Source organism: Streptomyces sp. NPDC057445, from assembly GCF_042802855.1.
GTDB lineage: Bacteria > Actinomycetota > Actinomycetes > Streptomycetales > Streptomycetaceae > Streptomyces.
On record NZ_JBHVDH010000009.1, the window covers coordinates 83,008 to 98,286 of the forward strand.

The window sequence follows — 15,279 nt, forward strand, 5'->3', positions numbered from 1 at the left end:
ACGCTCGAGCAGTACCACCGAGACATGAGCCCGCCCCGCAGCTGTCCCAGCCATCTCTCCGACGCGCGCTGGGAGTTGCACGAACCCGCCCTGACCGCCCGGCAGACCGAAACGCCGCGGACACGGCCCCGACATCGGACGGCCGTCCGAGCACAACCAGCGCTGTCTCCACCAGCGACGACCTTGATCAGCTGCTGATCGACGAGCCCTGATGCCCCCAGCCCTTTCGGCGCTCGCGATGGTATGCGTGCTCGGTCGTCACTGGCCCCTGCGTACCCGGGCCGCGTTTCGTGCCTCTGCGACCTTGCGGGCTTCTGTGGTCCTGCGGGATTCCTTTGAGCCGCGGCCCGGCCGGGTCCCCAGACCACGGAAGGGGGCGTTGCCGCTCTTGGTCTTGTCCCCTGCCGGCGGGCGCTTCGCTCCGGTGATACTCGTCAGCTTTTCCTCGCCGGAGCGCACCTGTGTGACCGTCGGTCGGATCCCGGCGTCGGACATCATCCGGTTCACGTCGCGCCGCTGGTTCGGAGTGACCAGGGTGACCACGCTCCCGGACTCGCCCGCCCGTGCCGTGCGGCCGCCCCGGTGCAGGTAGTCCTTGGGGTCGGAGGGCGGGTCGACGTTGACGACGAGGTCGAGCGCGTCGACGTGGATGCCACGTGCCGCGACGTTGGTCGCCACCAAGACCGTGATGTCACCGTTCTTGAACTGGGCGAGGGTGTGCGTGCGCTGCGGCTGCGACTTCCCGCTGTGCAGGGCGGAAGCCCGTACGCCGCTGGCCCGCAGATGGCGGGTGAACTGGTCCACGCCGAGTTTGGTGTCCAGGAACATCAGCACCCGGCCGTCCCGAGCCGCGATCTCGGTGGCCGTCGCGTACTTGTCGGCGGGGTGGATGTGCAGCACGTGGTGCTCCATCGTCGTGACCGCGGCCGACGCCCGGTCGACCGAAGCGACCACCGGGTCGTGCAGGTAGCTCCGGACCAGTTGGTCGACGTTGCGGTCGAGCGTGGCCGAGAACAGCATCCTCTGCCCCTGGGGGTGCACCTGGTCCAGGATCTCGGACACCTGCGGCAGAAAGCCCAGATCGCACATCTGGTCCGCTTCGTCCAGCACCGTGATCTGCACCTGATCCAGGCGACAGTCCCGGCGCGCGACCAGGTCGGTCAGTCGTCCCGGGGTCGCGATGACCACGTCCGCGCCGGCCCGGATCAGCGTCGCCTGCCGCCCGATCGACACGCCGCCGACCACCGTCGCCAGCCGCAGCCTGAGCGCCTTCGCATACGGTTCCAGCGCGTCGCTCACCTGCTGGGCGAGTTCTCGAGTCGGTACGAGGACCAGCCCGAGCGGTCGCTTCGACTCGGCCTGCCGGCCTGCCGTACGGACGAGCAGTGCCAGCCCGAAGGCGAGGGTCTTGCCCGACCCGGTCCGCGCGCGACCGAGGACGTCCCGGCCGGCCAGCGCGTTGGGCAGGGTGGCCGCCTGGATCGGGAACGGTTCCCTCACCGCGAGGCTGGTCATCGTCTGCACCAGCTCCGGCGGCAGTCCCAGTTCGGCAAAGGACTCGGCGGGCGGCAAGCCCGGGGTCAACGTCTCCGCCGATGGCTCGCGGTGCGGCGCCGCGGCTCTCTGGGCCTTGCCGGCACCGAAATGCCCAGGCGCTGGCGGCTTTGCGTTCATGGGAACCTTCCTGGATCTGGCGCCCGGAACGGGCCGGTGCCCGTACCCCTCGATTGGGACGCCGACGGCGTCGAAGCCTACAGCCATTTCTCACACCGGACACTCCGCCGGCTCCAGCGCGGTCTCCTCCAGCGGTGCCGGTTCGACGGGGGCGACGCCCCTGCGCTTCGCTCCTACTGGCGTTGTGGCACCTGTCCGGAGGAGGACGGCTGGGTGGCGCGAGGCCTGGAAGCACTCCCCCGCCCCGAAAGCCCTGGTGGGGCCCGTTTCTCGTTGTTCCGGGAGCGTGACCGTCCCGGGCTGTGCATACAGGGGCGGTTATATGCGAATGAGCCCACACCATGACATGCCTCACAGTGCGGGCCCTGCTCGTTGGGCGATCCGTCTGTAAGGGACGAGGCCGTCCGGCGCGGGTGGACGACCGGGCCGTCCTCCCACCTGGAGGTACGGGAGTCCCCTGCGGCCCGCGGGGTTGGCACCACTGGTCTTCGGCAGCGGTGCCCATCGGGCGGTTGGCCGTCGGGCGGGGCCGTCGAACCACGCCCTCGTCGTCGGCGTCGCTGACGGGACGGGACGGGACGGGACGGGACGGAGGAGCATCTCAGCATGCCCTGTGATCCAGATCACGGGCCGCAAGTGCATCGTGGGCCGTATGCCAGTGCCTTCTACAAGGTGTAGGCGACCGGCGAGAACAGGGACAGTGCGGATGGAGCAGAGTCGAGCCCGTGCGTTCGACGAGTTCGTGGCTGCCCGCTGGTCGGTGCTGATCCACCTGGCCCGGCTGCTCGTCGGAGGCGATCGGCATCGGGCCGAGGACTTGTTGCAGGAGTCCTTGGTCAAGCTCTGGTTCGTCTGGCCCAAGGTCGCGGATGACGCACCGGAGCCGTATGTCCGCAAGGTGATGGTGCGTGCGGCGGCACGCTCGGGACAGCGGCGCTGGTGGGGTGAACGCCCCGTCGAACAGCTGCCCGAGGCGGCGATGGTCGGCGATGTCTCCGCGGACGTGGTGGAGCGTTCCCGACTGGAGGCCGCGCTGGCCCAGTTGTCGCCGAAGCAGAGGGTGGCGGTGGTGCTGCGCTACTACCAGGACCTGCCCGAGGGGCAGGTGGCGGAGGTGCTCGGGTGCCCGGTGGGCACGGCTCGGTCCCATGCCGCGCGCGGAGTGGCGCGGCTGAGGCAGCTCCTGGGCGATGTGAACGAGCCGGTGCGGTGAAGGAGAACCCCATGGATCACTTCGAGCGGCAGCTGGCACAGATGATGCGCGACACCGAGGCGCCCGCACCGTTCGAGCCGAAGCACCGGGAACGTCTCTGGGCAGGGGTGCGTGTCCGCGGTCGCAGACGGGTCGCGCAGAGGGCCGTCGGCTCCGCCCTGGCCGTCGTCGGCCTCAGTGTCGGGCTGTTCCTGCTGCCCGGCCATGCGACCCGGGTCGATCCCAGCCACCCCCGCCCACAGCCCGCGACGAGCCCGTCGCCCTCCGCCCCGCCGGCGACACCCGATGTGTCCCCGAGCGCGCCCTCCTCCTCGGGCACCTCCACTGCCCCCGCGTCCCCGGACGGGACCGCCCCCATCACGCCGCCGGCCACGACCGGGAGTACGGCAACGGCCACTATGACCCCGCCGGGGAACACGGAGGGCGCGTCGCCGCCCTCGACCTCGGCCCCGCCTTCGGGAACGGCGACCGCGCGCAACTAGCCGTCGACCGCCTCGCCCTCGCCCGTCACCCCGTAACGCCCTGGCACATCCTCGCCCCGAGCGTCTTCGGCCTGCCCCGCGCCAGGTCACAAAAAGGACAGAACATGAGAAACCAAGGGTCACTTGCACTGAAGGACCTGAGCCGACTGCCGCACCGCGCACCGGTGGCGACGCACCACCCGGAGCCCGTCCTGGACGTGGTCGTCCCCGTGTTCAATGAGGAGAACGATCTGGAGCCGAGCGTGCGGCGGCTCCACGCACACCTGCGCGAGACCTTCCCCTATCCGTTCCGGATCACCATCGCCGACAACGCCAGCACGGACAGCACCCCGCGGATCGCCGCTCGGCTGGCAGACGAACTGCCCGAAGCGCAATGGCTTCGGCTGGCCGAGAAGGGTCGCGGCCGGGCGCTGCGTGCCGCCTGGTCGCTCTCGCCGGCTCCCGTACTCGCGTACATGGACGTGGACCTGTCCACGGAACTGACGGCGCTGCTGCCGCTCGTGGCCCCGCTGCTCTCCGGCCACTCCGATATCGCCATCGGCACCCGCCTGGCCCCCGGTTCCCGGGTGGTGCGCGGCCCCAAGCGAGAGATCACCTCTCGTTGCTACAACGCCCTCCTGCGCTCCGTCCTCGCCGTGGGCTTCTCCGACGCGCAGTGCGGATTCAAGGCGGTGCGGCGTGATGTGGCCGAGCGTCTGGTGCCCCTCGTGCAGGACTCGGACTGGTTCTTCGACACCGAACTGCTGGTGATCGCCGAGCGTGCCGGGCTACGCATCCATGAGGTGCCGGTCGACTGGGTGGACGATCCCGACACCCGGGTCGACATCCTCGCCACGGCACTGGCCGACCTGCGCGGCATCGCCAGGATCGGCGGGGCACTGGCACGGGGCACACTGCCGCCGGGCGGGTCGCTGCGCGACGGTGGCGCCGACGCACCGGGCAGGCTCGCCACCCAACTCGTGTGCTTCGCCGCCGTAGGAGCCGTCAGCACCCTCGTATACCTGCTCCTCTACGCGGCGCTGCGCCCGGTGGCCGGATCCCAGGCCGCCAACGCACTCGCGCTGCTGGTCTGCACCGTGGCCAACACGGCCGTGAACAGGCGGCTCACCTTCGGACTCCGTGGCCGCGGCAGTGTGCTGCGCCACCAGGGCAGGGGCCTGGTCGTCCTCCTGATCGGCCTGGCGCTCACCGGCGGATCGCTCGCCGCCCTGCACCACGCGGCGCCCTCGGCCGGGCGGGCCACCGAACTCGCCGTACTCCTCGCCGCCAACGTTGCCGCGACGCTGCTGCGGTTCCTGTTCTTCCGAGCGTGGGTGTTCCGCGCATGATCAGGACCACCGCCCGTACGACCGCGACCGGCACCCTGAGCTGGAACGCGAGGCTGTCGCAGCAGCCCGCGACCACAGGCCCCGACCGCCGGCGCCGGCTGCGCCGCACAGCCGAGCACTACGGCCCCGTACTGGCCGTCTACGGCACGCTCAAGTTCATCGGCTTCGCCGCCTTCATGTGGCTGCTGCACTCCGCCGCGGACTACCGCACGAAGAACCCGCGCTTCGGCGGCGGCGCCCACCCGTGGGACGTCCTGGCCAGCTGGGACGGCTGGTGGTACCAGCAGATCGCCGCGCACGGGTACGACCCTCAGCTGGTCCCGATCCCCGGCGCCACCGGCCCGATCACAATCGAAGGGAACTCGGCGGCGTTCTTCCCGCTCTACCCGGCGCTGATGCGGCTGGTCTCCGAGCTCACCGGCCTCGGCCTGTACGGCGCCGGCCTGCTGGTCTCCGTCGTCGCCTCGTTGGCCGCCGCCCTGGGCATCTACGCCGTCACCGAACGCCTCGGCGGTAGACGGGCCGGGCTGGCCGCGGCTGGACTCTGGGCCGTCTGGCCCGGTTCCGGCGTGGAGTGGGCGGTCTACTCCGACTCCCTCTACGTGGCCCTGGCCGTCTGGGCCTGCCATGCCGTCCTGAGCCGCCGCTGGCTCACCGCCGGCCTCCTTACCTGTGTGGCAGGGCTCAACCGGCCCACAGCCGTTGCGCTGATCGCCGCCGTCGTCGTCGCGGCCCTGCTCGCGCTCCACCGTTCCCGGGACGGCATCCTGCGGCCGGTGGCCGCGATGGCCGTCGCCCCGCTCGGTCTCCTCGCCCATCTCGGCTGGGTGGGTCACCAAATGGGCGACTACAGCGGCTACTTCAGGCTTCAGTCCGGTGCCTGGGCCCACGAGTGGGACTACGGCCGGCACACCCTCGACGTCCTCACATCCGTCCCGGTGGGCCACTCCGACTACCTCTACGCCTGGCCCTTCGCGGACCTGATCGCCGTCGGTGTCGTCCTGCTCGCGCTCGCACTGCTCCCGCTGCTGATCCGGCTGCGTCCCCCGGCCGTCCTGACGGTCTACACCGTTCTCACCCTTGTCCTCGTCCTGGGCAGCCAGCAGATATTCGGCAACGTCTCCCGCTATCTGCTCCCCCTCTTCCCGCTCTTTCTCCCGCTCGCCCTCGCCCTGCGCCGCCTCAGCCTGACCCACCAACTCGTGCTCCTCGGCATCGCGGCCCTGGCTTCCGGCTCGTACGCGGGCTACGGCCTTTTCGAACTCGGCGTCCCTTAACCGACGCACCCAGGAGTGGATGCCCGATGACCACGACCCTGCCCACCGCAAAGCAGTCGGCCTCGAGTCCGGCACACCGTGATCCTGCAGGCGATCCAGGTCCCGTACGGAGCCCCATCGGCCGCCCCGAGCGGCGCCGACTGCTCGACCGACTGACCCCCACGGACCTCCGGGTGCTCCGGCTCTACCTGTTCACGCGCCTGGGGCTGTGGCTCGTCGCCTACTGCACCGCCTGGCTGTTCCCTGGCGGATCCGACGCCAGGACACCCGCATCATGGCTGTCCCGCTGGGAGCAATGGGATTGGGTGCACTATCAACACATAGCCCGGTACGGCTACTTCGACCCCTTCCCGGGAATCGACCCCGCGTCCGACAACCGGGTGGCCTTCTTCCCCGGTTTCCCCCTCCTGCTGCGCGCCGTGCACACCCTCGTCACCGACTGGGCCGTGGCCGGCCTGCTGATCTCCCTGGTGAGCGGTGCGGTGGCTGTCGTAGCCCTGGCCAGGATCGCTGGACTGGGCCGGCCGGACAGCGCTCGGGCCGGCCGACGGGCCACGGGCTTTCTGTTGCTGTCGCCCGCAGCGGTGTTCCTGGCAGCCGGATACACGGAATCCCTCTTCCTCGCGTTCGCGCTGCCGGCCTGGCTCGCGGCGAAGAACCTCAACTGGCCGGTCGCGGGCGTTCTCGCCGCCCTGGCCACCACCACCCGGATCAGCGGCCTGTTCCTGGCCTTGGCCTGGTCGACGCCGAACGCGACGCCGCGGGGCACCTGGTGTTCGACCCCACGGCCCCGGCGGTCCTCGCCCGCATCCAGCGGCTGCGCACCGGACTCTGCCTGAACTACGCATCCATCGGCCTGGTGCTCGACCTGCTCGACCGCATCAGCCTGCTCGAAGCCGCCCTGCGCGGCCGCGGCACGAGGAGTGAAACACCCCCATGGACATGAACCGTCTCACCCAGAAGTCCCAGGAAGCCCTCCAGGAGGCCCAGACCGCGGCCGTCCGCATGGGCCAGACCGAGGTCGACGGGGAACACCTGCTGCTCGCACTTCTCGATCAGGAGGACGGTCTGATCCCGCGGTTGCTGCAACAGGCCGGCACCGAGCCGAAGGAAATGCGCGCGGCCGTGCGCGAGGAACTCTCCCGCCGCCCGAAGGTCACCGGCCCCGGCGCGGCACCCGGCCAGGTCTTCGTCACTCAGCGCCTCGCCCGCCTGCTCGATGCCGCCGAACGGGAGGCCAAACGCCTCAAGGACGAGTACGTGTCCGTGGAGCACCTCCTGCTCGCCCTGGCCGAGGAGGGGTCGTCCACCGCCGCCGGGCGCCTGCTCAAGGAGGCCGGCATCACCAGGGATTCGTTCCTGAGCGCGCTCACCCAGGTCCGCGGCAACCAGCGCGTCACCTCGGCCAACCCCGAAGTGGCCTACGAGGCTCTGGAGAAGTACGGCCGCGATCTGGTCGCCGAGGCCAGGGACGGCAGGCTCGACCCGGTCATCGGCCGGGACGCCGAGATCCGCCGCGTCACCCAGATCCTCAGCCGCAAGTCGAAGAACAACCCGGTCCTCATCGGCGATCCCGGCGTCGGCAAGACCGCCGTCGTCGAGGGTCTCGCCCAGCGCATCGTCCGCGGCGACGTGCCCGAAGGACTGCGCGACAGGACCGTGTTCGCCCTCGACATGGGCTCCCTGGTCGCCGGCGCCAAGTACCGCGGTGAGTTCGAGGAACGCCTCAAGGCCGTACTCAGCGAGGTCAAGGCCGCCCAGGGGCGCATCCTGCTCTTCGTCGACGAACTGCACACCGTCGTCGGCGCGGGCGCCGCCGAAGGGGCCATGGACGCGGGCAACATGCTCAAGCCGATGCTCGCCCGCGGCGAACTGCACATGATCGGCGCGACCACCCTCGACGAGTACCGCAAGCACATCGAGAAGGACGCCGCCCTCGAACGCCGCTTCCAGCAGGTGCTGGTCGACGAGCCGAGCGTGGAGGACACCATCTCCATCCTGCGCGGACTGCGCGAACGCCTGGAGGTCTTCCACGGTGTGAAGATCCAGGACACCGCGCTGGTCTCCGCGGCCACCCTCAGCCACCGCTACATCACCGACCGGTTCCTGCCCGACAAGGCCATCGACCTCGTCGACGAAGCCTGCGCCCGGCTGCGTACCGAGATCGACTCCATGCCGGCCGAGCTCGACGAGATCACCCGCCGCGTCACCCGCCTGGAGATCGAGGAAGCCGCCCTGTCCAAGGAGACCGACCCCGCCAGCAAAGCCCGCCTGGAGGAGCTGCGAAGGGAACTGGCCGACCTGCGTGGTGAGGCCGACGCCAAACACGCCCAGTGGGAGGCCGAACGGCAGGCGATCCGCCGCGTGCAGGAACTACGCCAGGAACTGGAGCAGGTCCGCCACGAGGCGGAGGAGGCCGAACGCGCCTACGACCTCAACCGCGCCGCCGAACTCCGCTACGGCCGCCTCCAGGACCTGGAGCGCCGACTCGCCGCAGAGGAGGAGCAACTGGCCGCCAGACAAGGGCAGAACCGGCTGCTGCGCGAGGTCGTCACCGAGGAGGAGATCGCCGAGATCGTCGCCGCCTGGACCGGCATCCCCGTCACCCGCCTCCAGGAGGGCGAACGCGAAAAACTCCTGCGCCTCGACGAGATCCTGCGCGAGCGCGTCGTCGGCCAGGACGAGGCCGTCAAGCTCGTCGCCGACGCCATCATCCGCGCCCGCTCCGGCATCCGCGACCCTCGCCGCCCCATCGGCTCGTTCATCTTCCTCGGCCCCACCGGCGTCGGGAAGACCGAGCTGGCCAAGACCCTCGCCCGGACCCTGTTCGACTCCGAGGAGAACATGGTCCGCCTCGACATGAGCGAGTACCAGGAGCGGCACACCGTCAGCCGGCTCATGGGCGCACCGCCCGGATACGTCGGCTACGAGGAAGGCGGCCAGCTCACCGAGGCCGTACGCCGCAAGCCGTACTCGGTTGTGCTGTTCGACGAGATCGAGAAGGCGCACACCGATGTCTTCAAGACCCTGCTGCAGATCCTCGATGACGGCCGCATCACCGATGCTCAGGGCCGCACGGTCGACTTCCGCAACACCGTGATCATCATGACGTCCAACATCGGCTCCGAGCACCTCCTCGACGGCGCCACCGCAGAAGGTGAGATCAAGCCCGACGCCCGCGCCCTGGTGATGGGCGAGCTGCGCGGGCACTTCCGCCCGGAGTTCCTCAACCGCGTCGACGACATCGTGCTGTTCAAACCGCTCGGCGAGCGGCAGATCGAGCGGATCGTGGAGCTGCAGTTCGACGAACTGCGGCAGCGGCTCGCCGAACGCCGCATCACCGTCGAACTCACCGACGCCGCCCGGGAAGTGATCGCCCACCAGGGCTACGACCAGGTGTACGGGGCCCGGCCACTGCGCCGCTACATCTCCCACGAGGTCGAGACACTGGTCGGACGCGCCCTGCTGCGCGGCGACGTCCAGGACGGCGCGACGGTCCGCGTCGACGCCGAACACGGAGAGCTCGTGGTCACCTACGACCAGCCCGAGGACGTGAAGGGAGCGCGGGCGGCATGAGCACGATGCAGGCGACGACCGTCAGTTGTCCGAACTGCGGGCGCACCAACCGGGTGCCCGTGGCCGCGGAGGGCCGCCCCAAGTGCGGCCACTGCAAGCAGCCCCTACCGTGGATGGTGGACGCGGGCGACGACGAATTCACCGAGGTCGCCGAGCGGGCCGACGTCCCCGTCGTGGTCGACCTGTGGGCCACCTGGTGCGGCCCCTGCCACATGGTCAGCCCCGCGCTGGAGAAGGTCGCCACCGATCTCGCCGGCCGAATCAAACTCGTCAAGGTCGACATCGACAAGAACCCGCGGCTGTCGCAGCGTTTCGAGGTCCAGGCGGTACCGACGCTGCTCGTCCTCGACCAGGGCGAGACGGTCGCCCGGCAGGCGGGGGCGGCGCCCGCCCCCGCTCTGCGCCAGTGGGTGGAACGGTCGATCACGGCCCGGGAAGGGTGATCCGGATGACCCTGCACGCAGACCCCCACCTCGCGCTTGTGCGGCCGGTCCAGCCGCTGACCCCAGAAGGGTGTCAGGAGTGTCTGCTGCTCGGCTCCCCGTGGGTCCACCTGAGGCTCTGCCTGACCTGCGGGCACGTCGGCTGCTGTGACTCCTCACCGAACAAGCACGCGCGTAGGCACGCAGCTGCCGCCGCCCATCCGATCGCGCAGTCGTTCCAGCCCGGCGAGGAATGGCGCTGGTGCTACGTTCACGAGGCGTTCGTCTGATGTCCGGCGACCAGTCGCTGCCGGGCGAAGAACCGGTGCCGGAGGAAGCGGACGAGGCCGTCTTCTGGGAGACCCCGGACATCTACGGCGCGTATCCGCGCCTGACGGAGGACCAGACAGCACGTCTGGCGGAGCACGGGCAACGCCGGAGCGTGGCTCCGAACGACGTGCTGATCCAGGAGGGGGAGCGCTGCGAGACGTTCTTCGTCGTCCTCAGCGGTACCGTCGCCGTCGTCGAGGACTACGGCACTCCCGAGGAGCACGTGCTGCGCGTGCACGGCCCCGGTCGCTTCATCGGCGAACTCGGGCTGCTGCACGGACAGGTGGCCTTCTACACCGCTGTCGCCAGGGAGCCGGGCGAGGTCCTCGTCGTCCCCTTGGACCAGTTGCGCCACCTGGTGTCCCAGGACTCCACCATCGGGGACATCGTGCTGCGCGCCTGTCTGGGCCGTCGCGCGCTGCTCGTCGGACAGGGCGCCGGCTTCCGCATCATCGGCTCGCGCTACTCGCCCGACACCAGGCGGCTGCGCGAGTTCGCCATCCGCAACCGGCTGCCGCACCGCTGGATCGACCTGGAGACCGACGCGGAGGCCGAGGACCTGCTGCGCCGCTTCGGCGTCGGCCCGGAGGAAACACCGCTCGTCATCTGGCGGGACACCACCCTGTTGCGCAACCCCAGCAACGCGGAACTGGCCCGGCTCATCGGCCTGCCGTCACTGCCCGCCGGAAACCGTCACGGCGACGTCCTGATCGTCGGCTCCGGACCCGCCGGCCTCGCTGCCGCGGTGTACGCCGCCTCCGAGGGCCTGAGCACCACCGTGGTGGAGGCGATGGCCACCGGCGGCCAGGCCGCCACGTCGTCCCGCATCGAGAATCTGCTCGGCTTCCCCGCCGGCATCTCCGGCGCCGAACTCACCGAACGCGCCGTGCTCCAGGCCGACAAGTTCGGCGCCAGGATCAGCATTCCGGTGGAGGCGACCGATCTCCGTCCCAAGGACGAGGACCACTACGTGGTGGCGTTCGCCGACGGCAGCGAGATCGCCGCCCGCGCCGTCGTCCTGGCCACGGGTGCCCGCTACCGCCGGCTCCAGGTGCCCGGCATCGAACGCCTGGAGGGAACGAGCGTCCACTACTCGGCGACCGTCTACGAGGCCCAGCAGTGCCGTACCGACCCGGTGGCGGTGGTCGGCGGCGGCAACTCCGCGGGGCAGGCCGTGCTCTTCCTGGCCGGGTACGCACCGCAGGTGTATCTGCTCGTCCGTGGGCCGAGCATCGAGGCGCACATGTCCCGCTACCTGATCGATCAGGTCGAGCGCCACCCGCGGGTGCGCGTGCTGCTGCACACCGAGATGACCGAGGCACTCGGCGACAAGGCGCTGGAGGCGGTCACCGTGGTCGACCACCGTACGGGTGAGCACCGCCGCCTCGCGGTGCGGGCCCTGTTCGTCTTCACCGGCGCAGACCCTCACACCGATTGGCTGTCCGGTGCGCTCGCCCTCGACGCGCGCGGCTTCGTGCTCACCGGCGCGGAGGCGCAGGCATCCTCCGTTCCCGAACTGTGGCAGAGCCAGGGCCGCGACTGCCTGACCTTGGAGACCAGCCTGCCTGGCGTCTTCGCCGCCGGCGACGTCCGCAGCGGCTCGGTGAAGCGCGTGGCCTCCGCGGTTGGAGAAGGCGCGATGAGCATCCACTTCGTGCACCGCTACCTGGACCACACGGCCGCGCCCGGCGGCACCGACAGCTCCCCGCACACCCGTCCGAAGGAGTCCGCTTGGCTCGCATGACACCCAGCGGGCGAAGAGATCACGAGAAGGAGAAGGAGGCGGTGGGAATGACCACGCCCGTCCGGCGCCACCGCGGTGGTGCCATGCAGGACAGGCCCCTTGGCTGGGCACGCAATCCGCTGACGGAGTTCGACCAACTGCTCAGCGAGATGAGCGGCCTGATGGAATCCACGGCGGGAGGCGCGGCGCCCGCAGTCGCGTGGACACCCCTGGCGGATGTCACGGAGTCCGACGACGCCTTCCACGTCGAGATCGAACTCCCCGGCGTCAAGAGCAAGGACATCGACGTCGAAGCGAACGGCCAGGAGCTGGTGGTCACCGGAGAGATCAAGGAGAAGGAACGCAAAGGCGTTCTGCGCCGGAGCGCCCGCCGCACCGGAGCCTTCGAGTACCGCCTGCGGCTGCCCGGAGAGGTCGACACCGAAAAGATCAATGCGCAGATGTCGGACGGGGTGCTCACCATCACCGTCCCCAAGGCCGAGGTCGCAAAGCCCCGGCACGTCGAGATCAGCGAGGCGAGTGAAAGCACCAGCAGCAGCGGCTGAGACGCGAACGCCGCGGTTGCGGGCACCCATCCGACACCGCGGCCGGGCCGGCTAGGCTCAACACCCGGGGCGGCTCATGAACGACGTCCCACTCGGCTGGCGGCTGGCCTTCGGCCTGGGCGGCATTCTGGGCCTGGGCATCATGCTGGTACGCCGCCACGTGCCGGAGAGTCCGCGCTGGCTGTTCATCCACGGGCATCAAGCCGAGGCTGAACGCATCGTCGACCGGATCGAGGCCGAGGTGCGCCAAGAGACCGGCCGCGAGCTGCCGGAACCGGGCGAGGCGGTCACCGTACGGCAGCGCGACGTCATCCCGTTCAGGGAGATCGCCGGCGTGGCTCTGCGGCGGTACCCGCGTCGCGCCGTTCTCGGTCTGGCGCTCTTCGTCGGACAGGCTTTCCTGTACAACGCGGTCGTCTTCGACCTGGGCACGATCCTGAACGGCTTCTTCGACATCGGCTCCGGCTCGATCCCCTACTTCCTTGCCCTCTTCGCGATCGCCAACTTCCTCGGACCGCTCCTTCTCGGCCGACTGTTCGACACAATTGGCAGAAAGCCGATGATCGCGGGCACCTACTTCGGCTCGGCAGTAGTGGCAGCCGTCCTCGCAGTCCTGCTGATCAGCGGCTCCCTGACGACATGGTCGTTCTTCCTACTGGTCTCGCTGACCTTCTTCGTGGCGTCCGCGGGAGCGAGCTCGGCCTACCTGACGGTGAGCGAGGTCTTCCCCATGGAGACCCGAGCCCTGTCCATCTCGCTGTTCTTCGCGATCGGCACGGCCGTGGGCGGAATCACCGGCCCGCTGCTGTTCGGCCACTTGATTCACAGTGGCGATGCCGACCTGGTGGCCATCGGCTTCCTCGTCGGAGCGGCAGCCATGGCCCTGGGCGGGCTGGCCGAGGTCTTCTTCGGTGTCCGGGCCGAACAACAGTCCCTGGAGAACATCGCCCGGCCGCTCACCGCTGAGGAAGCCGAGGCAGCCTGGCGCAACGAGCCCGCGCCACAGGACGCACGAGACCGCCTCCGGCCCGCGCACGTCCGGCAGGCCGCGCACGAGCGGGAACTGCGGATCGCCGACCGCACCGCCCGCCGCCGGGAGCGGGAGCGCGCCGGAGCCCGCCGCTACCGCCCGGGCACCGGACCGGGCAGCACCCTGTACTCGCCGGGGATGGCCGGCACCGCGGGCACGGCAAGCCGTACGTCCGCCATGGCCGAACAACGCCTCGACGACGAGATCGAACAAATCACCCACGTGCTCCAAGAAGCCGGCCCGACCAGCCGCAACCGACTCGAACAGGCCGTGGGAGGCCGTTCCTTGGGGCCCCGGGCGATTCCGCCGTGCCCTGCGTGAGTCCGTGCGGGAGTCCCGGGCCAAGGGCCTTGCGAACGGCAGCTACGCGCCGACGGACGGACCCGGCAGGCCCGACGGCGCACCCGGCGCCCCCCTTGATCAGCGGTGACCGGGGAGGGCAGAAGGAAGGCAGCGATGAAATACGACGGATTCCTCGCCCGGGTACGCGAGCGAGGCGAATACAACGACCAGGACGAAGCCGCGGACGTCACCAACGCCGTGCTGGAAGTGCTGGCCCAACGGATCAGCCCGGGAGAGGTCAAGGACCTCGCATCCCAGCTGCCCGGCCCGCTGGGACAGGTTCTGGACCACGCCACGCCGCAGCAGGCGCGGAGCTTCGGGATCGAAGAGTTCTACCGCCGGGTCGCCGAGCGCACCCATGCCCGGCCGCGTACGGCGCAGTGGGACGCCAGCGCGGTCCTGACCACGGTTGCCGACGCTGTCACCGGCGGAGAGCTGAACCAGATCATCAGCCAACTCCCCTCCAGTTACGCGGTCCTGTTCGGCAAGGCCGACCTCGCGGACTGAGCCCATGAGGCGCCCAGAACGAAAAGCCCACGAAAATGGTTGAGACAGGTTTCTCCTCGTTCGACACCATGGTGGACAAGGCCAATCGGCTCCTCAAGGACGTCGAGGAGGCCTTCGAATGGCCTAAGCAACGGCGCAAGCAGTCGTACGCGGCACTTCGGGCCGTGCTGCACGCTCCGGGATCGTCTCCCGGTCGAGACGGCCGTACGTTCGGCGCCGAGCTGCCGACCATCGTCAGGGGCGTCTACTACGACGGCTGGAAGCCGGCCGAGACGCCCGTAAAGATGAGCAACGAGGAGTTCTTCGCACGGGTCGGGGCGAATTCCGCTATGCGGTCGAGGCGGCAGCGAGAAGCCGGTGCGTACCGTACTGAAATCTCTGGAGCGCCATATGAGCGCCGGCGAATGGCAACACCTCAAATCCCGGGTGCCGACCTCGTTTGCCGCGCTCCTGCCGTGATCCGGGCGGAGGAGATGAGCGGCCCAGCGCGCCCAGCAGGCCTGCGGCGCCCCGGCCGTCCCAGCACCCGGGTCGCGGGTGGTTGCCGAGCGTGATGGTCGGGGATCGTGCGGATCCCCGCAAGCCGCACAGCGGTCTGCTCCAGCAGCCGGCGGGTGCCCGCCGCGGGTCTCAGCCTCAGCTCACCGACCAGGTGCGTCAGCCGCCCCGAGGGCTGTTTGCCCAGCGCGCGTCGGGCGTTGCGCTCCACCGCAGGACGAGTTCGACGTGGACGCGGCGCTGCAGCGGGGATCTGGACCGCCTGGCGCTGCTGGCGGAGGTCACCGACCGCTCTCGGCAGCACCCTGGAC

General features: G+C 70.0%; 14 protein-coding genes and 2 pseudogenes. 14 read left to right on the plus strand and 2 right to left on the minus strand.

Annotated features, from left to right (window positions below; genetic code table 11):
* Nucleotides 1-258: 258 nt before the first annotated feature.
* Complete coding sequence (locus tag ACFU5O_RS20660) at nucleotides 259-1,674, minus strand: DEAD/DEAH box helicase (RefSeq protein WP_384242427.1); 1,416 nt, start codon at nucleotides 1,672-1,674, stop codon at nucleotides 259-261.
* Nucleotides 1,675-2,380: 706 nt separating this feature from the next.
* On the opposite strand from ACFU5O_RS20660, the gene ACFU5O_RS20665 reads away from it, so the two are divergent.
* From ACFU5O_RS20665 to ACFU5O_RS20730, 14 genes and pseudogenes are all read left to right on the plus strand, one after another.
* Nucleotides 2,381-2,887 (plus strand): SigE family RNA polymerase sigma factor, encoded by a 507-nt coding sequence (locus ACFU5O_RS20665; RefSeq protein WP_384242428.1) that lies wholly within the window; start codon nucleotides 2,381-2,383, stop codon nucleotides 2,885-2,887.
* Between the two features lie 11 nt (nucleotides 2,888-2,898).
* Nucleotides 2,899-3,369 (plus strand): cellulase, encoded by a 471-nt coding sequence (locus ACFU5O_RS20670; RefSeq protein ID WP_384242430.1) that lies wholly within the window; start codon nucleotides 2,899-2,901, stop codon nucleotides 3,367-3,369.
* 104 nt (nucleotides 3,370-3,473) lie between these two features.
* Nucleotides 3,474-4,697, plus strand: coding sequence for a glycosyltransferase (locus ACFU5O_RS20675; protein ID WP_384242431.1), 1,224 nt, complete (start codon nucleotides 3,474-3,476; stop codon nucleotides 4,695-4,697).
* On the plus strand, nucleotides 4,694-5,974 hold the full coding sequence (locus ACFU5O_RS20680) for a glycosyltransferase family 39 protein (protein ID WP_384242434.1): 1,281 nt from the start codon (nucleotides 4,694-4,696) through the stop codon (nucleotides 5,972-5,974). The genes ACFU5O_RS20675 and ACFU5O_RS20680 overlap by 4 nt, the downstream gene beginning before the upstream one ends.
* Nucleotides 5,975-6,000: 26 nt before the next feature.
* Nucleotides 6,001-6,636, plus strand: a pseudogene (locus ACFU5O_RS20685) (mannosyltransferase family protein); the annotation flags it as partial.
* Entirely contained in the window at nucleotides 6,576-6,920 is a 345-nt protein-coding gene (locus tag ACFU5O_RS20690) for a MerR family transcriptional regulator (protein WP_384242788.1), read from the plus strand. The pseudogene ACFU5O_RS20685 and the gene ACFU5O_RS20690, both read left to right, overlap by 61 nt.
* The gene (gene clpB, locus ACFU5O_RS20695; RefSeq protein ID WP_384242435.1) at nucleotides 6,911-9,550 is read left to right on the plus strand and encodes an ATP-dependent chaperone ClpB; all 2,640 of its coding nucleotides are present in this window, start codon (nucleotides 6,911-6,913) and stop codon (nucleotides 9,548-9,550) included. Before ACFU5O_RS20690 ends, clpB begins: the two co-directional genes overlap by 10 nt.
* A complete protein-coding gene (gene trxA / locus ACFU5O_RS20700; RefSeq protein ID WP_384242438.1) occupies nucleotides 9,547-9,993 on the plus strand; it encodes a thioredoxin in 447 nt (148 codons plus the stop codon). The genes clpB and trxA overlap by 4 nt, the downstream gene beginning before the upstream one ends.
* Before the next feature lie 5 nt (nucleotides 9,994-9,998).
* Complete coding sequence (locus ACFU5O_RS20705; RefSeq protein WP_384242439.1) at nucleotides 9,999-10,262, plus strand: UBP-type zinc finger domain-containing protein; 264 nt, start codon at nucleotides 9,999-10,001, stop codon at nucleotides 10,260-10,262.
* Complete coding sequence (locus ACFU5O_RS20710; RefSeq protein WP_384242441.1) at nucleotides 10,262-12,046, plus strand: FAD-dependent oxidoreductase; 1,785 nt, start codon at nucleotides 10,262-10,264, stop codon at nucleotides 12,044-12,046. The genes ACFU5O_RS20705 and ACFU5O_RS20710 overlap by 1 nt, the downstream gene beginning before the upstream one ends.
* Before the next feature lie 47 nt (nucleotides 12,047-12,093).
* A complete protein-coding gene (locus ACFU5O_RS20715; RefSeq protein ID WP_384242790.1) occupies nucleotides 12,094-12,591 on the plus strand; it encodes an Hsp20/alpha crystallin family protein in 498 nt (165 codons plus the stop codon).
* A 76-nt stretch (nucleotides 12,592-12,667) separates the two neighbouring features.
* Nucleotides 12,668-13,942, plus strand: a complete 1,275-nt coding sequence (locus tag ACFU5O_RS20720) for an MFS transporter (RefSeq protein ID WP_384242443.1) — start codon at nucleotides 12,668-12,670, stop codon at nucleotides 13,940-13,942.
* 135 nt (nucleotides 13,943-14,077) lie between these two features.
* Nucleotides 14,078-14,470, plus strand: coding sequence for a DUF2267 domain-containing protein (locus ACFU5O_RS20725; protein WP_350854399.1), 393 nt, complete (start codon nucleotides 14,078-14,080; stop codon nucleotides 14,468-14,470).
* A 68-nt stretch (nucleotides 14,471-14,538) separates the two neighbouring features.
* Complete coding sequence (locus tag ACFU5O_RS20730; RefSeq protein WP_384242793.1) at nucleotides 14,539-15,024, plus strand: DUF2267 domain-containing protein; 486 nt, start codon at nucleotides 14,539-14,541, stop codon at nucleotides 15,022-15,024.
* 5 nt (nucleotides 15,025-15,029) lie between these two features.
* Here the strand turns inward: ACFU5O_RS20730 and ACFU5O_RS20735 are convergent.
* Nucleotides 15,030-15,188, minus strand: a pseudogene (locus tag ACFU5O_RS20735) (ISNCY family transposase); the annotation flags it as partial.
* Nucleotides 15,189-15,279: the final 91 nt, after the last annotated feature.

Excerpts from the sequence above, each read along its gene's own strand:
- ACFU5O_RS20715 (WP_384242790.1), top strand. The coding sequence starts at position 12,094 with ATGACCACGCCCGTCCGGCGCCACCGCGGTGGTGCCATGCAGGACAGG.
- ACFU5O_RS20675 (WP_384242431.1), top strand. The coding sequence starts at position 3,474 with ATGAGAAACCAAGGGTCACTTGCACTGAAGGACCTGAGCCGACTGCCG.
- ACFU5O_RS20680 (WP_384242434.1), top strand. The coding sequence starts at position 4,694 with ATGATCAGGACCACCGCCCGTACGACCGCGACCGGCACCCTGAGCTGG.
- ACFU5O_RS20730 (WP_384242793.1), top strand. The coding sequence starts at position 14,539 with ATGGTGGACAAGGCCAATCGGCTCCTCAAGGACGTCGAGGAGGCCTTC.
- ACFU5O_RS20670 (WP_384242430.1), top strand. The coding sequence starts at position 2,899 with ATGGATCACTTCGAGCGGCAGCTGGCACAGATGATGCGCGACACCGAG.
- ACFU5O_RS20660 (WP_384242427.1), bottom strand. The coding sequence starts at position 1,674 with ATGAACGCAAAGCCGCCAGCGCCTGGGCATTTCGGTGCCGGCAAGGCC.
- ACFU5O_RS20710 (WP_384242441.1), top strand. The coding sequence starts at position 10,262 with ATGTCCGGCGACCAGTCGCTGCCGGGCGAAGAACCGGTGCCGGAGGAA.
- trxA (WP_384242438.1), top strand. The coding sequence starts at position 9,547 with ATGAGCACGATGCAGGCGACGACCGTCAGTTGTCCGAACTGCGGGCGC.
- ACFU5O_RS20725 (WP_350854399.1), top strand. The coding sequence starts at position 14,078 with ATGAAATACGACGGATTCCTCGCCCGGGTACGCGAGCGAGGCGAATAC.
- ACFU5O_RS20705 (WP_384242439.1), top strand. The coding sequence starts at position 9,999 with ATGACCCTGCACGCAGACCCCCACCTCGCGCTTGTGCGGCCGGTCCAG.
- clpB (WP_384242435.1), top strand. The coding sequence starts at position 6,911 with ATGGACATGAACCGTCTCACCCAGAAGTCCCAGGAAGCCCTCCAGGAG.
- ACFU5O_RS20665 (WP_384242428.1), top strand. The coding sequence starts at position 2,381 with ATGGAGCAGAGTCGAGCCCGTGCGTTCGACGAGTTCGTGGCTGCCCGC.
- ACFU5O_RS20720 (WP_384242443.1), top strand. The coding sequence starts at position 12,668 with ATGAACGACGTCCCACTCGGCTGGCGGCTGGCCTTCGGCCTGGGCGGC.